Annotated in this window: 17 protein-coding genes; 14 read left to right on the plus strand and 3 right to left on the minus strand. The window is 31.5% G+C overall.

From position 1 onward, the window contains the following. Positions 1-4 precede the first annotated feature (4 nt). From C4N20_RS08395 to C4N20_RS08440, 10 genes are all read left to right on the plus strand, one after another. A complete protein-coding gene (locus C4N20_RS08395; protein ID WP_005978994.1) occupies positions 5-1174 on the plus strand; it encodes a M20 family metallopeptidase in 1170 nt (389 codons plus the stop codon). Between the two features lie 54 nt (positions 1175-1228). Next, positions 1229-1984, plus strand: coding sequence for an HpcH/HpaI aldolase family protein (locus C4N20_RS08400; RefSeq protein WP_005978995.1), 756 nt, complete (start codon positions 1229-1231; stop codon positions 1982-1984). A gap of 157 nt (positions 1985-2141) precedes the next feature. After that, on the plus strand, positions 2142-2405 hold the full coding sequence (gene citD, locus C4N20_RS08405; protein ID WP_005978996.1) for a citrate lyase acyl carrier protein: 264 nt from the start codon (positions 2142-2144) through the stop codon (positions 2403-2405). Then, the gene (locus C4N20_RS08410) at positions 2405-3286 is read left to right on the plus strand and encodes an HpcH/HpaI aldolase/citrate lyase family protein (protein WP_005978997.1); all 882 of its coding nucleotides are present in this window, start codon (positions 2405-2407) and stop codon (positions 3284-3286) included. Before citD ends, C4N20_RS08410 begins: the two co-directional genes overlap by 1 nt. A gap of 24 nt (positions 3287-3310) precedes the next feature. Further along, positions 3311-4861: a citrate lyase subunit alpha gene (gene citF, locus C4N20_RS08415; RefSeq protein WP_197712119.1), complete on the plus strand. Its 1551-nt coding sequence runs from the start codon at positions 3311-3313 to the stop codon at positions 4859-4861. A gap of 216 nt (positions 4862-5077) precedes the next feature. Then, complete coding sequence (locus C4N20_RS08420; protein ID WP_005978999.1) at positions 5078-6406, plus strand: Na+/H+ antiporter NhaC family protein; 1329 nt, start codon at positions 5078-5080, stop codon at positions 6404-6406. Between the two features lie 16 nt (positions 6407-6422). Further along, complete coding sequence (locus tag C4N20_RS08425; protein WP_005979000.1) at positions 6423-6968, plus strand: YbaK/EbsC family protein; 546 nt, start codon at positions 6423-6425, stop codon at positions 6966-6968. A gap of 51 nt (positions 6969-7019) precedes the next feature. After that, complete coding sequence (locus C4N20_RS08430) at positions 7020-7511, plus strand: GNAT family N-acetyltransferase (protein ID WP_005979001.1); 492 nt, start codon at positions 7020-7022, stop codon at positions 7509-7511. A 164-nt stretch (positions 7512-7675) separates the two neighbouring features. After that, positions 7676-8254 carry a sugar O-acetyltransferase gene (locus tag C4N20_RS08435; protein WP_005979003.1) on the plus strand — a complete coding sequence of 193 codons (579 nt, stop codon included), beginning with the start codon at positions 7676-7678 and terminating at the stop codon, positions 8252-8254. A 42-nt stretch (positions 8255-8296) separates the two neighbouring features. Further along, on the plus strand, positions 8297-8722 hold the full coding sequence (locus C4N20_RS08440; RefSeq protein WP_005979005.1) for a cyclophilin-like fold protein: 426 nt from the start codon (positions 8297-8299) through the stop codon (positions 8720-8722). 173 nt (positions 8723-8895) lie between these two features. Here the strand turns inward: C4N20_RS08440 and C4N20_RS08445 are convergent, their stop codons facing one another. Further along, complete coding sequence (locus C4N20_RS08445) at positions 8896-9603, minus strand: YoaK family protein (protein WP_005979007.1); 708 nt, start codon at positions 9601-9603, stop codon at positions 8896-8898. 473 nt (positions 9604-10076) lie between these two features. Here C4N20_RS08445 and C4N20_RS08450 point away from each other — a divergent pair, with 473 nt between their 5' ends. The 4 genes from C4N20_RS08450 (at position 10077) to C4N20_RS08465 (ending at position 15743) form a co-directional block, all read left to right on the plus strand. Then, positions 10077-11864 carry an FUSC family protein gene (locus C4N20_RS08450; protein WP_231940491.1) on the plus strand — a complete coding sequence of 596 codons (1788 nt, stop codon included), beginning with the start codon at positions 10077-10079 and terminating at the stop codon, positions 11862-11864. Positions 11865-11953: 89 nt separating this feature from the next. After that, positions 11954-12691, plus strand: coding sequence for a MurR/RpiR family transcriptional regulator (locus C4N20_RS08455; protein ID WP_005979011.1), 738 nt, complete (start codon positions 11954-11956; stop codon positions 12689-12691). 141 nt (positions 12692-12832) lie between these two features. Beyond that, on the plus strand, positions 12833-14386 hold the full coding sequence (locus C4N20_RS08460) for a PTS transporter subunit EIIC (RefSeq protein WP_005979014.1): 1554 nt from the start codon (positions 12833-12835) through the stop codon (positions 14384-14386). 28 nt (positions 14387-14414) lie between these two features. Beyond that, on the plus strand, positions 14415-15743 hold the full coding sequence (locus tag C4N20_RS08465) for a family 4 glycosyl hydrolase (protein WP_005979015.1): 1329 nt from the start codon (positions 14415-14417) through the stop codon (positions 15741-15743). 70 nt (positions 15744-15813) lie between these two features. Here C4N20_RS08465 and C4N20_RS08470 read toward each other — a convergent pair whose 3' ends face one another. After that, a complete protein-coding gene (locus tag C4N20_RS08470; protein ID WP_005979017.1) occupies positions 15814-16887 on the minus strand; it encodes an iron-containing alcohol dehydrogenase family protein in 1074 nt (357 codons plus the stop codon). Positions 16888-16927: 40 nt separating this feature from the next. Next, positions 16928-18112 carry a hypothetical protein gene (locus tag C4N20_RS08475; RefSeq protein ID WP_005979019.1) on the minus strand — a complete coding sequence of 395 codons (1185 nt, stop codon included), beginning with the start codon at positions 18110-18112 and terminating at the stop codon, positions 16928-16930. Positions 18113-18391 lie beyond the last annotated feature (279 nt).

Here is an 18391-nt window from a genome sequence, read left to right on the forward strand (position 1 = left end):
AAAAATGAAAGAAAACTTATTTAAAGAAATAGAAATAGAGAAAAAGAAATTAATAGAGATGTCAGATTTTATCTTTGATAATCCAGAGTATGATGGAAACGAGATAAAAGCAGCAGAGATATTGACAAAATATTTAGAAGAAAATGGCTTTCAGGTGGAGAGAGGAATAGCTGATCTGCCTACAGCTTTTAGAGCAGTATATAAAAAGGGAAATGAAGGGGCAAGAATAGGAATACTTTGTGAGTATGATGCATTACAGGGACTGGGACATGGATGTGGTCATCATATGCAAGGACCTTCTTGTGTAGGAGCAGCAGTAGCACTAAAAAATATAATTAAAGATAAAGACTTTTCAATAGTGGTCTATGGAACTCCTGGAGAAGAAACTTTTGGAGGAAAGCTAAATATGCTCAAAGCAGGATATTTCAAAGATATAGATGTAGCTTTGATGATGCATGGAGCACCAGATACTTGTACAGATATAAAATGTCTGGCTCAATCAGCTTTTACTGTAACTTATCATGGAAAGAGAGCTCATGCTGCTCTTATGCCAGAAAGTGGAAGAAGTGCTTTTGATGCTTTATTATTATCATTCCAAGGAATAGAATTTATGAGGGAACATGTAAAAGATGATGTACGTATGCACTATACTGTTAAAGAGTTGCCTGGACCAGAAAATGTAGTTCCAGCAAGAGCAGTAGGGAAATTTTCACTTCGTTCTTTTTCAAGAGAATATCTTGATACTGTAGTAGAACGTTTCAAAGATGTAATCAGAGGAGCAGCTATTATGAGTGGAGTAGAATATGAACTCACAGAAGGAAAGGCTCTTGATAATAAAATACCAGTATTGTCATTAAATGACCTCTTTATTAAAAATGCTGAATTAATAGGAATCCCTGGAATTACAAAACCTAGAGAAAAAACTGGTTCAACTGATTTTGGAAATGTTATGCATGAGATACCAGGAAGCTGTATCAGAGTAAAATTTGTTCCAACAGGAACATCTTCACATTCTCTTGATTATGTAAATGCTGGAAAGTCAGAGGATGCACATAATTGTGTAATATATGGAGCAAAAGCTATTGCTGGAACAGCTTATGACATGATTAATGATGAAAAAATATTGCAGGAAATTAAAGAAGAGTATATAAATAATAGAAAGATATATAAATAAAATTTAAAATAGAAGGAGGAGTATGGTAATTTCTGTAATTATCATATAAGAAATATGGAGAAGAATTTAAAAAAAAGATTAAAAGAAGAAACTTTATATGGAACATTTGTTCCTTTTGCATTGGGAGATGTTGCTGACTATACTTCAAGACTTGGATTTGATTTTATTATTATTGATAACGAACATGGAATTATGAATCAGGAAACAATATTCGATATGATAAGAGCAGCTCAATGCCAGAGAACTCCTGTTCTTGTTAGATGTACAAACAGTACTCCAGATATGATTCATAAGGTGCTGGATATGGGAGCAGAGGGAATACTTGTCCCTGTTATAAATACAGCTGAAGATGCCAGAGAAGTATTAAAATCAGCACTTTATCCACCAATGGGAGAGAGAGGAATAGCATATTTCACAAGAGCATCATCATATGGAATGATAGAAGATAAAACTGAATTTCTGAAAAAAGCAAATGAAGAGGTCTTTATAAGTATTCAACTGGAAACAGGAGCTGCTATAGAAAATCTAGATGAAATATTAGAGGTAGAAGGAATAGATATGTTCTTCATAGGGCCAAATGATCTGGCAGCATCTTTAGGACTTCCAAATTCACATCCAGAAATGGGAAGAATTATAAAGGAAACTATAGATAAAATTACAGCTAAAGGAAAAACAGCAGGAATTTTTGTAACTGATGATGAAACAGCTAGAAAATACACTGGATATGGAGCTAAGCTTATACTTACTTCTATAACTAAATATTTGACACAGGGAGTAAAAGAATATTTGAGAAAAGCTAAGAATAGTTAATACTGATAAAAGAGGATGACACTTAAGCAGAGATTTAGGTCTGGTTTTTAGTCACCTCTTTTATGAACTTTATATTAATTCTATATTAAGAAAAAATTGGGTATAATATGAATATCTAAAAAGCAAGATTAATAAGAGAAACAAAGGAGGAAGTAATATGGTGGGAGTATGTGGAAATGAAAAAGATTCAGATGCTTTGGTTACTGTGAATTTAGATAATGTTGGAATTAAAATAGAGATAGAATCAAAGAATAAAAAGATGTTTGGGAATCTTATGGAAAAAGCTGTAAGAGAAGTACTGGCTGATATGAAAATAGAAAATGCAAAAGTACTGGTACAAGATTTTGGAGCTTTGGACTTTGTAATAAAAGGAAGAACAAGAACAGCAGTGAGAAGAGCTGTAGCAGGAGGGGAGAAATAATGGAAAGAAGAGCAAGAAGAACCATGATGTTTGCACCAGCAAATAATCCCAAAATGTTGGTAACAGCTCATCTTTATGGTCCAGACTGTGTATTGTTTGATCTGGAAGATGCTGTTAAATATGCAGATAAAGATGCTGCAAGAGATTTGTTGGCTGAAGCATTAAAAGTGGTAGATTATGGAGATACTGAAATTTTTGCAAGAATTAATCCTTTAAGTACAGAATTTGGAAAAGATGATGTAAGAGTATTGGTTCCAGCTGGGCTTAGAAAAATGAGACTGGCTATGTGTGAAACTCCAGAACAGGTAAAAGAACTAGACCAGTTATTAACTAAAGTTGAGAAAGAACATGGAATAGAAAATGGAGCCTGTAAAATACAGTGTTCTTTAGAAACTCCTTTGGCAGTTATGAATGCAGTAAGCATTGCAACAGCATCTTCAAGGGTGATATCTATATCTTTTGGAGCAGAGGATTTCACAAGAACTATGGGAGCAGAGAGAACTAAAGAGGGAAAAGAACTGTTTGTAGCTAGAACTATGGTAGTAATGGCAGCTGCTATTGCAGGAGTAGATGCTATTGATACTGTATGGTCTGACTTAGATGATGAAGAAGGATTCAAAGAAGAGGTAAAAACATCAATGAACTTAGGATTTGCAGGAAAATCTTGTATTCATCCATCACAGGTAAAAATAGTTCATAAGATATTTACACCAAATAAAGAGGAACTTGAAAAATCATTGGAAATAGTGAAAGCGGCAGAAGCTGCCAATATTAATAAAGGTGGAGTAATCACTGTAAATGGAAAAATGGTAGATATTCCAGTAATAGCCAAAGCAGAAAAAGTAGTTAGACTGGCTAAAAGTGCAGGAATGATTAAATAGTTAGGAGGACGAGATAAGGTGGAAATAAAAAATATAAAAAATAAAGCAGAAAGAGAAATCCCTGAATATATTGAAGGATATGGAGAGGTAAAACCTTATGCTGGGCCTTTTGCTACAGAACCAACAGGAAGAAAATATGCTCCATTAAAAAGTTTTTCCAGACCAGGGGACTCAAAAATATTAAGTTCAATAAAGGAAGCGGTAGAGAAATGTGAAATAAAAGATGGAATGACAATATCTTTCCATCATCATTTAAGAAATGGAGACTATGTACTTAATATGGTAATGGATGAAATTGCTAAGTTAGGAATAAAAAACCTTAATTTAGTATGTTCTTCATTGACAAAGGCACATGAACCATTGATTGAACATATCAGAAATGGAGTAGTTACTGGGATAAATACTTCTGGTCTGAGAGGTGAAATAGCTAAAGAAATTTCTAAAAATAACATTTTGGGAAGACCAGTAGTATTTAGAACTCATGGTGGAAGAGCAAGAGCTATAGAAGCAGGAGAATTGAAAATAGATGTAGCCTTTATAGCAGCTCCAGCCTGTGACAGAATGGGAAATATGAATGGAACAGAAGGAAAATCAGCATTTGGAGCTATGGGGTATCCAATGGTGGATGCTCAATATGCAGAAAAAGTTGTGGCTATAACTGACAACTTAATGCCATTTCCTCTAAAGAAAATAAGTATTCCAATGACACAGACAGATTATGTAGTAGAAGTTGAATCTATTGGAGATCCTGAACAGATAGCAACTGGAGCAACAAGAATAACTAAAAATCCTCAGGAGCTTTTAATTGCTGAGAAAGCATCTGAAGTATTGACAGCATCTGGATATATAAAAAATGGTTTTTCATTTCAGGCAGGTTCTGGAGGAGCTTCTCTGGCAGTGTGCAAATATTTGAAAGAATATATGAATGAAAATAATATCAAGGGGTCATTTGCAGCTGGAGGAATAACAGCTACTATGGTTGAACTTTTAGAAGAGGGATATTTTGAAGCTTTGCTGGATACTCAGAGTTTTGACAGTGCAGCAGCAGAATCAATGATTAAAAATCCAACTCATATAGAGATGTCAGCTTCTATGTATGCCAATCCCCATAATAAAGGATGTAGTGCTCATCAATTGGATGTAATGATATTGTCAGCAACAGAAATAGATGTGAGCTACAATATAAATTCACTTACTGGGTCAACAGGAATAATAATGGGAGCATTGGGGGGAGCACCTGATACAGCAGCAGGAGCAAAACTTACAGTGGTAGTAGCTCCGACTATGAGAAAGAGAATCCCAATAGTTACAGACAGAGTGACTACTGTGGTAACACCGGGAGAGACAGTTGATGTATTGGTAACTGAGAGAGGAATCTGTGTAAATCCTAAGAGAACGGAGTTGATAGAGATATTGACAGCAGCTGGAATTCCTTTAAAAACGATAGAGGAATTGAAAGAAGAAGTTGAAAAATTAACAGGAGTTCCAGAAAAGTTTTCTACTTCTGATACAGTGGTAGCAGTAGTGGAATACAGAGATGGAACTGTAATAGATGTAGTGAGACAGGCTAAATAGAAATAAAAATAATTGAGGATGAACTTACAAAGTGTATTTTTATAAGTCATCCTCTTTTTTTATTATATTATTTCTTATACAGCTCTGTTATTCTCAATTATTATAGGAAGAGCTGGAATTTATTTTTTTATAGCTTAAATATAATGGAATTTAGTGATAGAATAAACTATAATACTTCGTAAATAGATGTATTTTTACTCAAGGGAGGAAAGAGGTATGAAAAAAATTCTATTTTTGCTTATGTTCTTTTTTTTATTTTCATATGTTGCAGTAAATAAATTTACTCTTGGAATAATAGTTTTTATAGTGTATATAGGATTTGCCCTACTGGCACTAAAAAAAGAAAATACACTGGATTCTATTATAGATATTTCTCTTGAGTACAGCAAAAAGTCTAAAGTAGTTTTAATGATATTTATGTTTGTAGGAGCTTTGACAGCCAGCTGGCTTTCTTCAGGAACGATTCCCGGGATTGTATATTTTGGAATAAAATTTATAAATCCGGGTCTTTTCATATTCTTTTCTTTTCTCATAACAAGTATAATAGCCTTTTTTCTTGGTAGTTCATTTGGAACGGCAAGTACAATAGGGATTGCTCTTATGGCGATAGCCAGAAGTGGAAATATAGATGTTAATATTGTGGGAGCTTCAATAATCTCTGGAATATATTTTGGAGACAGGTGGTCTCCTCTTTCGTCTAGTGCCAATTTAGTAGCTGTTCTTACAAGAGTGGACATATATTCAAATTTAAAAAATATGATAAAATCAATGATAATTCCATATATCTTAACGAGTCTGTTCTATATATTTTTATCTAGAAGTTATGTTCTTGATATAACAGAAAATAGTATTTCAGGGCTTATTTTTAATAACTATAATTTAGATGTAAAGTTTATATTTGTTCCTGTTGTATCAATCATTATTTTTTCGCTTTTAAGGATAAATGTAAGAATATCTATGGGAGTAAGCATACTTTTAGCTTCGATTGTAGCTGTAGTCGTTCAAAAAGAAACGATTATGAATGTGGTAAAATATTTAACTTTAGGGTATTATAAGTTTGATGGAACAGCTTTAGAGAAAATTATCAAAGGGGGAGGGGTTAAATCAATGCTGAATGCTTCCGCCCTCATAATTATTTCATGTGCTCTTATAGGAGTTTTAGAACAGCTGAATATACTTAGTTATATAAAAAATAAAATAATGAATGTAAAAAATAGAGCTGAGTTATTCAGAAATACGATACTTGTAAGTATTATAACAGGAATGGTAGGAGCTAATCAGACTATTGCAGTGATAATGACTGAAAATATTGTAGAAAAAGTTTATGATGAAAAGAAAGTTCACAGATTAGAATTGGCAAAAGATATAGAGAATTCAGCAATAGTTTTACCAGCAATTATACCATGGAATATAGCCTGTTATCTTCCATGCACAATGCTGGGAATTGGAAGCATAAAATTTATTCCCTATGCAGCATATATATACCTGATTCCAGCGTGTACTTACATATATTATAGATTTATTCTAAAGGAAAAAGAACTTTAAAAGAAAGGATAAGATTATGGAAGAAAAATTTGAAGTATCAGAGTTATTATCAGGAAGACCAGACAGAGAGATTTCAGACAAAGAAAAAGATTGTTATGATATGCTGGATGAATTAGGTATTTCTTATGAAAGAGTAGAATTTAATATCTTTCCTGAAACACTGGAAGATTTATGCAAATCAGATGAGAAATTGAAAATGCCTGGTATAAAAAATTTAATGTTTAAAACTAAAAATGGAAGTCAGTTTTTTTTACTGGTCTTAGCAAGAAGTGAAAAGTTGGATATAAAAGAATTTAGAGCAAAACATGGTCTTTCTAAGATAGAAATGGCAAAGGATGTCGACTTGGAAAAAGTTTTGAATACTCACTCTGGAGCAGTGAGCATAACAGAATTGATGTATGATAAAGATAATAAAATAAAATTATATATAGATGAGAAGCTTTTAGAGCAGGAATATATGCGTTTTCATCCAAATGAAAATTTAGCTACTCTTAAAATAAAGATGAAAGACTTTAAGGAAAAGGTGATTCCATATTTAAAGCATGAAGTTAATATCTTATAATTCAGAAAAGACTAATTTAAATATAATATTGGTAAAAAAGGGGAGATTAAGATGGTAGAAATAAGAATGGCTGAAAAAGAAGATGTGGCAAAAATAGTAATGATCGAGAGGGAATGTTTTCCAGCAGCTGAAGCAGCAAAAGAGGAAGATATTTATAAAAGATTTGAAGTATTTGGAGAGAATTTTATAGTAGCAGTGGAAGATGGAAAAGTGATTGGTTTTGTAAATGGCTGTACAACAGATAAACCAGAACTTCCAGATGAATTATACCATAATCCATTATTGCATAATGCAGCAGGAGATTATCAGACAGTATTTGGACTTGATGTGCTTCCAGAATATAGAAAAAAAGGAGTAGCTGGAGAGTTGCTGAAACACATGATATCTTTGAGTAAAGCAAGAAAGAAAAAAGGTATTATTTTAACTTGTAAAGATTATTTAATTGGATACTATGAAAAATTTGGATTTGAAAATCAGGGAGTATCTGCATCTTCTCATGGAGGAGCAAAGTGGAATAATATGTTTTTGAATCTTGAAAAATAGAAAAAAATAGAAGTAAAGATAAATATTTGAAAAAATATAAAATGCTTTTTAAGCATTGGCTGCAATACAACATAGGTATTTGACGTGATGTGAATAGAATAGTAATATAAAAGTAGTTAAATACAAATTTTAGCTACTTTTTTTAATTAATTTAGGAGGTTCTTATGACTGAGTTTGAAAAAATGATTAATGGACAGGAATATAATACTAAGGACAAAGAACTTAGAGCATTGAGCAGCAGAGGAAAAAATTTAATCAAAGAATATAATATGCTTCTTGCTGAGGATATAAATGAGAGAGAAAAGAAGATAAAAGAAATATTGGAGAAATGCGGAAAAAATGTCAGAATTAATCAACCTTTCTATGTGGACTATGGCTGCAATATTTCAGTGGGAGATAATGTTGTAATTAATATGAACTGCACATTTTTAGATACTTCTAAAATTACAATAGGAAATAATGTATTGATAGCTCCAGATGTAAAAATATATACAGCTGTTCATCCTTTAAGGGGAGAAGAGAGAATGATAATCAATAGTGATGGAAGTGTAAATATAAAAACAAATGCTTCTCCTGTAACGATAGGAAATGATGTGTGGATAGGAGGAGGAACTATCATAATATCTGGGGTGACAATAGGAAATAATGTTGTCATAGGAGCTGGGAGTGTAGTAACAAAATCTGTTCCAGATAATACAATAGCCTTTGGAAATCCTTGTAAAGTAATAAAAGAAAATAAGTAGATGATATAAAAACTATAAAAAATTAAATAAGGAGGGAGAAAAATGAGTATGGAAATGTTACTGATGGGAATTATGGTATTTTTTTCAATAACAGCATTTGGAGAAATAGAAGCTGAGAGAATAAAATTTTCCTTTGAAGGAAAGGAAATAGTAGTATTGCTGAGAGATAACAGTGCAGCAAAAAGTTTGCTGGAGCAGCTGCCATTGACATTGAAATTTGAAAATTATGGAGGAACAGAAAAAATAAGCTATCCACCTGAAAAGTTGGATATCAGCAAAGCACCAAACAACTGTACTCCATCAGCAGGAGATTTGACATACTACGCTCCTTGGGGAAATTTAGCATTTTTCCATAAAGATTATAGAAATTCTGATGGATTGGTACCACTTGGAAGAATTGAGACTGGAATTGAAAATCTGCAAGAAATCAATGAAAATTTTTCTGTAACAGTTGAAAGAATAAAATAACAGAAAAAGTTTATGAAAAATATATGTATATGAGCAATAATAATATGAGGGATTTATGGAAGAAAGATCGTAGGGAAATAAGAAAAAGTATAGAGATAATGCTGAAAAATTTTTAAGCCCATGTTTTAGAAAAAAATTCTAAAATCTATGGGCTTTTTATATTGGATTTTAAATCATTTTATAAACTCATCAAGCTCCTTCTGTTTCTCTTCCTCCTTGATAAACATCATCAAGAAAACTAAAAGAAGTATTACACATGGAATAAGAACAGCTTTTTCTAGAAATCGATTAGTGAGAAAGTAACTTGCAACAGCACCAAAGAGAAAAAACAGAATAATTATAAAGCAAAGGAATCCTTTACCTTTTGCACTTTTATCTCTTTTTTTACGCCAGATAAAAAAATATTCAGTACCTGAACGCAAATTTCCTGTGCACATAGTTGTAGTAAGAGAACAGCCTTGAATTTTTCGAAATGCCTCAAACTGCATAGAGCATACAAAAGAAACGTTGATATTTACCAAAATATTATATTTCTGTGGGATAAAGGCATCAGCTATAAGTATTATCAGCTCAATAAGTATAATAACTTGCCGCCAGTGTATGTTGATATCTTGATTTTCTTTTTCTTGATAGTGAGACCTGACTCTTTCCACTAAAATTACAGCAAGTGCAAAAGCAATAATTGGAAAGATATATCGTATTGCATGTTTCCATTCTCTTTGAGCTAGATAGAGAGATAAAAATATCATGTTGCCTGTTTGAGCATTAGCAAATACTTCTCCACGACAAACATAGGTATACAAATCTAAAAAACCGCCAGAAAAAGCAAGCAGAGCACCAAGCAGAAAAGATTCTGACATTTGTCCATGACTTTTTTTCATTTAATTCATCTCCTCTTATTTTAAGGTATGAATGGGCAGTCGAACTTACAGTGAAAAGTTAAGTATCAAAGAGCTCTTTATAAAAATTATATCACAAAATAGATACTAGATATATAAACTATTTTTAAATGAAAAATTCTGTAAAAATAAAAAAAATATATAGTAACCTTGTATCTTATAAGTTTTAAATGATTATTATAAAGAATTATATAAAAAAGAGGAAATATGTATTATAATATAGATATGAAGAATAAAGTCTTATAAGGGTGAGTACAATGAAACAGACTAAAATAAATCTATTAAAAATAAAAGAACGGTTTAAAAAAGTTTTTCCAGTTATATTTGTTTCGCTTTTCCTCTTTTTTACACTGTGGCACTTTTTTGGAATAGGTAATACTATATTGCCTCCTTTTCTAACTTTGCTGTTTTTATTCAGATATCAGGAAGATTTTAATATAAAGAAACTTTTGAGAATGTATGGAATTATATTTGTTGTAGCACTTATGGCATTTCTGAGCAGAAGAAATCTTTTCCTTTGTGCATCTCTGAATTTTTTAGTTCCTTTTATGCTGGTGTATCTATTTACAAATAAATTTAATCCAAAAGCTTATTATATTTATGGAATGGAATTTATCTTTTTGCAGTTCATTCCTCTTCCATTAGAAGGATTTATACTACAGTTGGGAGCTTTGCTCTATGGGGTTTCGGTTATTACTATAGCACTGTATGTTCATTCTAAAATAATCAAGAGAAAGAGAAATTATGGTACAGTGAGAAAAGGAATGAAAAATCTCACATGTCAAATTGAAAAATTGATAAAGAATGAAGATTTTTCAACTGAAGCAGAAGAACTTATGGAAATGATGGTTCATCTGAATCAGGTTATTTACTCGACACGAAATTATAAATATCTAGCAACTGGATATGGAAAAATCAACTATTATTTTATGGTTATTTTTCAAAGATTCCACTATTTTATGAAGTATCTATCTGAAGAAAAGCAAGAACTTAATGCAGAAGATAAGGAATATCTTCTGCATTTAAGTGAGATTTTTACTCTTGTGGGAGAAAATCTAAATGAGAAAGATAACAATTTTTTGAAAGAGAAAATTGAAGAATTTTTAAATGGATATGATTTGAGTTTGCTTAAAGAGAGAGAAGCAATAACAGCAATATTAGACGTTTTAAAATTTATTCTCTCTGAGATAGAAAAAACTTCTAAGTATAAAACAGAAAAGAAATGGCAGCTTCCAAATCCAGTTCATAAACCTGAAAGTATAAGAGAAATATTAAAATTAGATTTGTTTCAGGTAAGATTTGCAATTCGTCTTTCAATAACTTTGTGTATAGCTTTTTCTTTTGTGCAGTATACTAAACTGGATCACTCTTACTGGTATCCAATGAGTGTATTCTTTATGCTTATGCCTTATTCTGAGGAAAGTATTTTAAAAATAAATAATCGTATATTGGGAACAGTAATCGGACTTTTTATTGTATTCTTTATGGGAGTATTTTTTCAGGGAACAGTGGAAAGAGGAATTCTTATAGTTCTTCTTACTTCACTGATGTATTATTCCACTCCTACTTCATGGATAATGACTATGTATAGTACTTGTTTTGGAATGGTTCTTACAACAATGATTCTGCAAGTGGAACAGGCAGTTATTTTAAGGACAATGTATGTGGGAATGGCTGTTGTTACAGCATTTTTCATGAACTATTTTGTATTTCCGAATACAGTAAAAAGAGAATTTCAGCATAATCTAAATCAGCTCTTTGATATAGATACTAAAATAATCAAGGAAATAACTAAAACTTTAAAGGGAAATATAGATTTTAATGTAGTTCGTGATTTGATTGTTCATTCAAATATGGTTTCCAAAGAGATAAAAACATATGTAAGCGAAAATTTATCAGAGGGAGAAAAGGAATTTTATCTGCATCTTCTTTCAATAAATCATAAGCTTATCATGGAGATGGAGCAGCTCAATGGATATATTTACAAGAATAAATCCGATATGGATTTAGAAAACAATATGATTATTCAGGAATTGTTTAATAACTTTGAAGAAGCTATAAATGAGATACAGAAAAATTATGAGAAAAATGAGTTATCTAATTTTCCAAAATTAGACAAAGAATTAAGATTTTCTAAAAAGTTAGATGACAAACTGTATTTTAATTTTCTGGCATTTAACTGCTTGAAAACAGTGGGACATTTGACAGAATATACTTCTAAAATTCATGCAGGTTCTCATTAGATTATAAAATATGGAAGTATATAAAAAATAATCTAAATAGAGTATAATACAGATAACAGCTTCAGAGATATCAGCTTTAGGAGGAAAATATGGTAGAATTGGCAAAATATTTTGATGATTTGACTAATAGTGAAAAGATAGTTTTTAACTATATATATAACCATCAAAAAGAAGTAATAAATATGAAAATAACTGATCTTGCCAGAGAAGCTTTGACTTCTAAAACAGTTATCATTAATATGGCGCAGAAATTAGGATTTTTAGGATATGCAGATTTTAAATATTATTTAAAAAGTGGTAATCTTCCTAAGAAAAATAAAAATAAATATGAAGAGCTAGAAGATGAATTAAAGGATAATATCCAAAAAACATTTTCTCTGGTAAATATAGAAAGTATAAAAGGGGTAATTAAAGAGATACAGAAGGCTAAAACAATTTATATAGCTGCCAGAGGAACAAGTAAATCTGTAGGTTCTCATTTGAATCATCTTTTACTTACATTAGGAATAAGATGTATATTTTTAGAAGATTATAACCTTACGTCTATAGTGAGCAGGACATTAGATATAAATGAAATGGTTATACTGATTTCACTTTCTGGAAAAACTGAAAAAATATTAGAAGTGGCTAATATAGCAAAATTAAAAAAGGCTAAAGTTATTTCAGTAACATGTTTTGATAGAAATCCTTTAAGTGATATAGCTGATTACAAACTTTATTGTGCTTCCCAAAGTTGTGATACAAAATTTAATGACAGTGTTTCAAGGATAGGAATGTTTTTAATAGTAGAAATGATAATAGCAATGTTGAAAGATAAAATGACCTAGGTCATTTTAAGTGACATAAGTAATGAGATAAGTGCTAGGTCAGCTGTTTTTTGTTGTACCTGTAATATAAGTATGATAACATGAAATCACTTAGGGGGAAACTAAGAGGATTTCATGTTTTTTATTTAAAAGGGAGGGAAAATGTTAAAAAAATACAGCGATCAAATACAAAAATTTGGACGATCATTGTTACTGCCAATAGGAGTAATGGCACCAGTAGGAATGATTTTGGGAATTACAGGAGCATTTGTGCAGTCATATATGATTGCTAGATTTCCAGGACTTGGTAATCCTATTATTAATACAACATTAGTGAGTTTGAGAACTATAGCTGGAACAGTTTTTGACAACATACCATTGATGTTTGCTATGGGAGTGGCATATGGTATGAGTAAAAGGGATAAGGGAATAGCAGTTTTTGCTTCTGTTCTGGGGTATCTTATTTTAATAATATCAATGAGTGTATGGTTGAGCGTAACAGGAAATATGGCAGCACCAAATGTAATGAGTCAAATGGGGCAGATAAAGGTATTGGGTATTCAAACATTAAATATAAATGCAATGGGTGGAATAGCAGCAGGATTAGTAGCAGCATGGGCAACAGATAAATTTTATAATTTAGAACTGCCAATAGCTTTTGCATTCTTTGCTGGAAAGAAATCAGTTTCTATAATATGTATGGGAATAATGTTGGTAATTGGAATTACATTACCATTTATATGGCAATATTTTGTAACTGGCTTAACAGGACTGTCTGTTATATTTTTGAGTAAAGTCGGACCTTTTTTTACTGCTGCTGGAGAGAGATTATTTATACCATTTGGATTACATCATTTATGGAATGCTCTTTTTAGATTTACAGAAGCAGGAGGAAGTTATGTAATAGATGGAACTACTTATGTAGGAGTGGTGCCAACTATGAATCATGTATTATTTACACTTGGACCTAATAGTGAGTATTGGGCACTTATGCCGAAACTTACTAGATTTATGGCTCAACAGCAAATGTTATGTACAATGTTTGCTTTTCCAGCAATAGCACTTGCCATGTATCATACAGCATATAAGGAAAATAAGAAAATGGTAAAAGGTTTGATGATTACATGTGTAATGACAGCATTATTAGGAAATGTAACAGAACCCCTTGAGTTTTCATTTGTTTTTATAGCTCCATTGCTATATGTTATTTATGCTTGTATCATAGGAATTGGAGCAGTTGCACTTTCTCTGGTAAATGTAGGAATAGGGTATATTCGTGGAACGATATTTGACTTTGCTATTTTTGGATTATTATATAAAGATACAAATTGGGTATCTTTCATAATTGTAGGATTAATATTATCAGTAGCTACTTATTTTATATTTAAATATTTTATACTGAAATTTAATATAAAGACACCAGGTAGAGAAGATGCTCCATCATTAGATAATACTTTAATAAAGGAAAAAAGATATAGTGAAATAGCAGATATAGTAATAGAAGGACTTGGAGGAAGAAGTAATATAGTTAATGTAGATAATTGCATTACAAGATTAAGAATAGATTTAGTAGATACAAAATTAGTAGATCAAAAAATATTAGAGAAATCAGGATATTCTGGATTATTTTTTCCACTGCCAAAACATATACATATTGTTTATGGACCATTAGTTGAATTTGTAAGAAATGCCATAGATGATAAATTAAAGAAATAATAAACTGAAAATAAGGAAGGTAAAACAGATGAAAAGAAAATCACATATTATAACTATAGCTGGAGCTGGAAGTGCTCGTGTACCTGCACTTTTGGGGAATTTAATAGAATATAAAGATAGATTTCCAGTAAGTAAAATAATTATGTATGATATAGACAATGAACGTATGGGACAAATGGAAGCTTATGACAGACTTGTATTAAAATGTTATTATCCAGAAGCAGAAATTGTATTTACAACAGATGCAGAGACTGCATATTCAAAAACAGATTTCATATTTTGCCAGATGCGTGTGGGTAAGGGAGAAATGCGTAGTAATGATGAAAAAATTCCATTAAAATATGGTCTTGTAGGTCAGGAAACATGTGGACCGGGAGGGTTTTCATATGGAATGCGTTCTTTACAGGGAATGAAAGAAATGGTGGAAAAGGTTCGTTCATATTCAAAAGAAACATGGATATTGAATTATACTAATCCAGCAGCTATAGTGGCTTTGGGGTTGGATCGTATGTTTCCTGAGGATAAAAGAATATTAAATTTATGTGATCAGCCATATTCATTATTAAAATCTTATGCCAAGATATTAGAAGTGGATCAGGAAGAGCTTGTACCTAAATATTTTGGACTTAATCATTTTGGGTGGTTTACTGATTTAAAAGATAAAGCTGGAAATGATCTTTTTGAAAAATTAAGAACATATTTAAGAGATCATGATTTTCAGCCGTTTAATGCAGAGCAAAGAGCAAAATCTTGGCTGGACACTTATGTGAGAGTAAATAAATATATGAAGTTTTTTGATGAATATATTCCAACTACATATATGCAGTATTATATGTTTGCTGATGAAATAGTAGAAGAATCTGATCCTGAATATACGAGGGCAGATGAAGCTAAAGATGGAAGAGAAAAAGAGGTGTTTGAAACTTGTAAATCGGCAGAAGGCAAAACTACTATGGAAGGTATCGAGATGCTGACAAATAGTGTATTTGGAAAATTGATGGTGGAAGTTGCAGAATCAATAGCATATGATTTAAATAATCCTTTTGTTGTAATGGTGAAAAATAATGGACTTATAACTAATTTTCCAGCAGAAGCGATAGTGGAAGTAGATGGAACAATAGGAAAAGATGGAGCTAAGGGAAATTATGTAGGAGAAATAAAACCATTCTATAAAGGGCTTATGGAAGGACAGTATGCTTATGAATTATTAACAGTTGAAGCTTTTATGGAAAAAAGTTATACGAAAGCTCTTCAGGCATTAACATTAAATAGGACAGTAATAAGTCCTGTAAAAGCAAAAATGGTGTTGGATGACTTAATGAGTGTGAGCAAAGATTTCTGGGTTTTAGAAAAGTAACATATAAATAAGCTGACTATAAAGTTAGAATGATTTCTACTTATAAGTCAGCTTTTTTTTCATATTTTAATTATTTTTCGTAGGCTTCTAATTTTCTTACAGCTTCCCAAATTATTTCTTTAGTAACAGGGAAAGCAGATACATTTAAATCAGGAACATCTACAGCTTTTTGAATTACTCCCTCCATTTCCTTTTCACTTGTATCAAGATTTTTATACGATACAGGAAGTCCAATACTCTTATAAAATGGCATTATTCTATTGATTTCATCAGTTTTTCCATCTACCATAAGCAGTACAAGAACTCCATAAGAAACTATCTCACCGTGCAAATGACTGACTTCAACATGATGTATAGTGGAGAATCCATAGCACAGTGCATGAGCAATAGAACTGTTGTAGTCATTTATTACATAGTTTGAAACGATTCCAGTTGTAACAATTATAGCAAGGATTGTTTCTTCTAATTCAGTAGATACTCTATCTGCTTTGCAGTCATCAAGAGCTTTTTTCCCATATTTAACAAGGGGCTCCTGACATAGTTTTGATAGAGTTACTCCTAGAGCATTTGAATGATTCAAAGATTTACCCCTAGAAGAAAATTCAGGCTCATATCCCTTTGCCATAGTATCTCCAATTCCTGCCCACAGATACCTCTCTGGAGCTTCTGTAATTATTTTTGTGCTGATGAAAGTGTGTTCTGCTGGTGCAAATCTCCAGTATAGATTTTTAAAAGACCCATTTTCATTATACATTGCACAAACTGAAGTAACAGAAGCACAAGTTGAAGATATAGTTGGAAAAGTGAAAAGAGGCTTTTTTAATTGTCCAGTAAGACATTTACAGGTATCAATAGCTTTTCCACCTCCAAAGACAAAAACCATATCAGCTTCTATAACTGATTTTTCCTGTTTCAGTTTTTCAATATTCTCATAACATGCCTCCCCGCCAAACCAAAGAGTATCAATAACTTCAAGAGTGCTGTTTTTAATCGCCTCTTTTACTATATCGCTGGCTTTGGACAAAGCTGTTTTTCCTCCTATAAAGACTACTTTTTTCCCATATGCTTCACAAATAGAAGGAACTTCTGTGTAAGGGTTTTCTCCAATGCTGTAATTTGGTAAAAATATATTTTTTGTTTCCATTTAAATTTCTCCTTTATATTTTAGTTTTGTATGATAATTTCTATTTAGCAAAAGCCTGTTTCCCTTTTACAACTACTGTAAAATTATTTTCAGCTGCATATTTTTTATTTTTATAGACTCCAACTGTTAAAAATGGAATGATGATAATTGCAATTCCTAAGTATCCACAATACCCATATCCATATTTTATGATTTTGCTAAGTCCTATCATTGATACACTCATAGATATAATCATACAGAAACTTGAAGTTATAATTCTTCTTATGATTGGTTTTTCAATTTTTTCCATAATTTTTATAGAAGAGAATCTTGAAACAAATCCATATATAGTAGTTACACCAGTTGAGATGAAACATAACAGCAAAGCAATATTATAGAACCAGTACAAAATATTAGTATCTAACTGCTGACAGATATACAAAGAAGGCAATGTAGTAGCTCCAGCCTGAGTAAAGTCACCATGCCATCCCAACAGCATAACTACTGACATTCCCAAAGCAATAGAATTCATTACAAAAGCTATTATCATTGATTTTGATACATTTTCCTTTTCTCCTAATTGCTTTCCACAGGCTATCATTGTAGGAATGACAACTGACTGGAATCCAGCATATGTAAAAGCATTTAAAATAGATTTTTTTACTACAGCTCCATCTGTAAAAAATCCCTGAGAAAAGATTAGAGATATTTCAGGAGCTTTAGCTTTTATTCCCATGAAAAATATTATGAAAGTAGATATTAAAATGCATATAGACATTACAGTAGAAACTTTAGACACCAAACTGGAACCAAATATAGTCATAACAAGTAAAATAGCTCCGACGCTCATTGCAGCCATTTTATATCCCATGATTCCATTAGCTGATATCAATGAAGCTGCTCCAGCAATAACTGCTCCCACAGCACAGATTACCATTATATTGAAATATACTTCAAAGACCCATTCCAATTTATCAAAAGGGTGGTACAAAGTTTCAAAAAGTTCCTTGTAGTTTTTTAAATTTCTTGAATTTCTCATAATGATGCATTCTCTTATAGTAAGAGCTAAAAGAGCCATTGCTACTATGGCAGAAACTATTCCCCATACACCAGTTACAACAAAGTATTGTGTAGTCTGATTACCACTGGCAAAACCTCCTCCAGCATGTGAGCTGAATAAAACACTTGCAACTGCAAATACTGCTCCGAATCCAATTTTAGCATAGTTATTATTTTCTTTTATCATGATTTCTCTCCTCTGTCTTATATTTTCTAAATAATGATGAATCTCCACAACTAGCAGCCCTATTTAGAAACAGAGTAGTATTGATTTGAAATTGATATATTTTATTATTATTTTATTTATATTTTTTTCTTTAAAGTTTTTTTCAAATATTATTTTCATACTAACCTCCAAAATTTTCTAATAAAAAAAGACCCTAACCAAAATTAGGGTCTCCAAGTTTCAAATTTAAAACTTAATATTTTATATAATAAAATTTAGAGGAAGTTCCTAATATGATTT

This window comes from Fusobacterium ulcerans, assembly GCF_003019675.1.
Classification (GTDB): domain Bacteria; phylum Fusobacteriota; class Fusobacteriia; order Fusobacteriales; family Fusobacteriaceae; genus Fusobacterium_A; species Fusobacterium_A ulcerans.

What these genes read in the sequence shown, in the direction of transcription:
- C4N20_RS08465 (WP_005979015.1), top strand. Translation starts at nt 14,415, where the DNA reads ATGAAAAGAAAATCACATATTATAACTATAGCTGGAGCTGGAAGTGCT.
- C4N20_RS08395 (WP_005978994.1), top strand. Translation starts at nt 5, where the DNA reads ATGAAAGAAAACTTATTTAAAGAAATAGAAATAGAGAAAAAGAAATTA.
- C4N20_RS08400 (WP_005978995.1), top strand. Translation starts at nt 1,229, where the DNA reads ATGGAGAAGAATTTAAAAAAAAGATTAAAAGAAGAAACTTTATATGGA.
- C4N20_RS08435 (WP_005979003.1), top strand. Translation starts at nt 7,676, where the DNA reads ATGACTGAGTTTGAAAAAATGATTAATGGACAGGAATATAATACTAAG.
- citD (WP_005978996.1), top strand. Translation starts at nt 2,142, where the DNA reads ATGGTGGGAGTATGTGGAAATGAAAAAGATTCAGATGCTTTGGTTACT.
- C4N20_RS08470 (WP_005979017.1), bottom strand. Translation starts at nt 16,887, where the DNA reads ATGGAAACAAAAAATATATTTTTACCAAATTACAGCATTGGAGAAAAC.
- C4N20_RS08455 (WP_005979011.1), top strand. Translation starts at nt 11,954, where the DNA reads ATGGTAGAATTGGCAAAATATTTTGATGATTTGACTAATAGTGAAAAG.
- C4N20_RS08410 (WP_005978997.1), top strand. Translation starts at nt 2,405, where the DNA reads ATGGAAAGAAGAGCAAGAAGAACCATGATGTTTGCACCAGCAAATAAT.
- C4N20_RS08430 (WP_005979001.1), top strand. Translation starts at nt 7,020, where the DNA reads ATGGTAGAAATAAGAATGGCTGAAAAAGAAGATGTGGCAAAAATAGTA.
- C4N20_RS08460 (WP_005979014.1), top strand. Translation starts at nt 12,833, where the DNA reads ATGTTAAAAAAATACAGCGATCAAATACAAAAATTTGGACGATCATTG.
- C4N20_RS08440 (WP_005979005.1), top strand. Translation starts at nt 8,297, where the DNA reads ATGAGTATGGAAATGTTACTGATGGGAATTATGGTATTTTTTTCAATA.
- C4N20_RS08425 (WP_005979000.1), top strand. Translation starts at nt 6,423, where the DNA reads ATGGAAGAAAAATTTGAAGTATCAGAGTTATTATCAGGAAGACCAGAC.
- C4N20_RS08450 (WP_231940491.1), top strand. Translation starts at nt 10,077, where the DNA reads ATGTATGGAATTATATTTGTTGTAGCACTTATGGCATTTCTGAGCAGA.
- C4N20_RS08445 (WP_005979007.1), bottom strand. Translation starts at nt 9,603, where the DNA reads ATGAAAAAAAGTCATGGACAAATGTCAGAATCTTTTCTGCTTGGTGCT.
- C4N20_RS08420 (WP_005978999.1), top strand. Translation starts at nt 5,078, where the DNA reads ATGAAAAAAATTCTATTTTTGCTTATGTTCTTTTTTTTATTTTCATAT.
- C4N20_RS08475 (WP_005979019.1), bottom strand. Translation starts at nt 18,112, where the DNA reads ATGATAAAAGAAAATAATAACTATGCTAAAATTGGATTCGGAGCAGTA.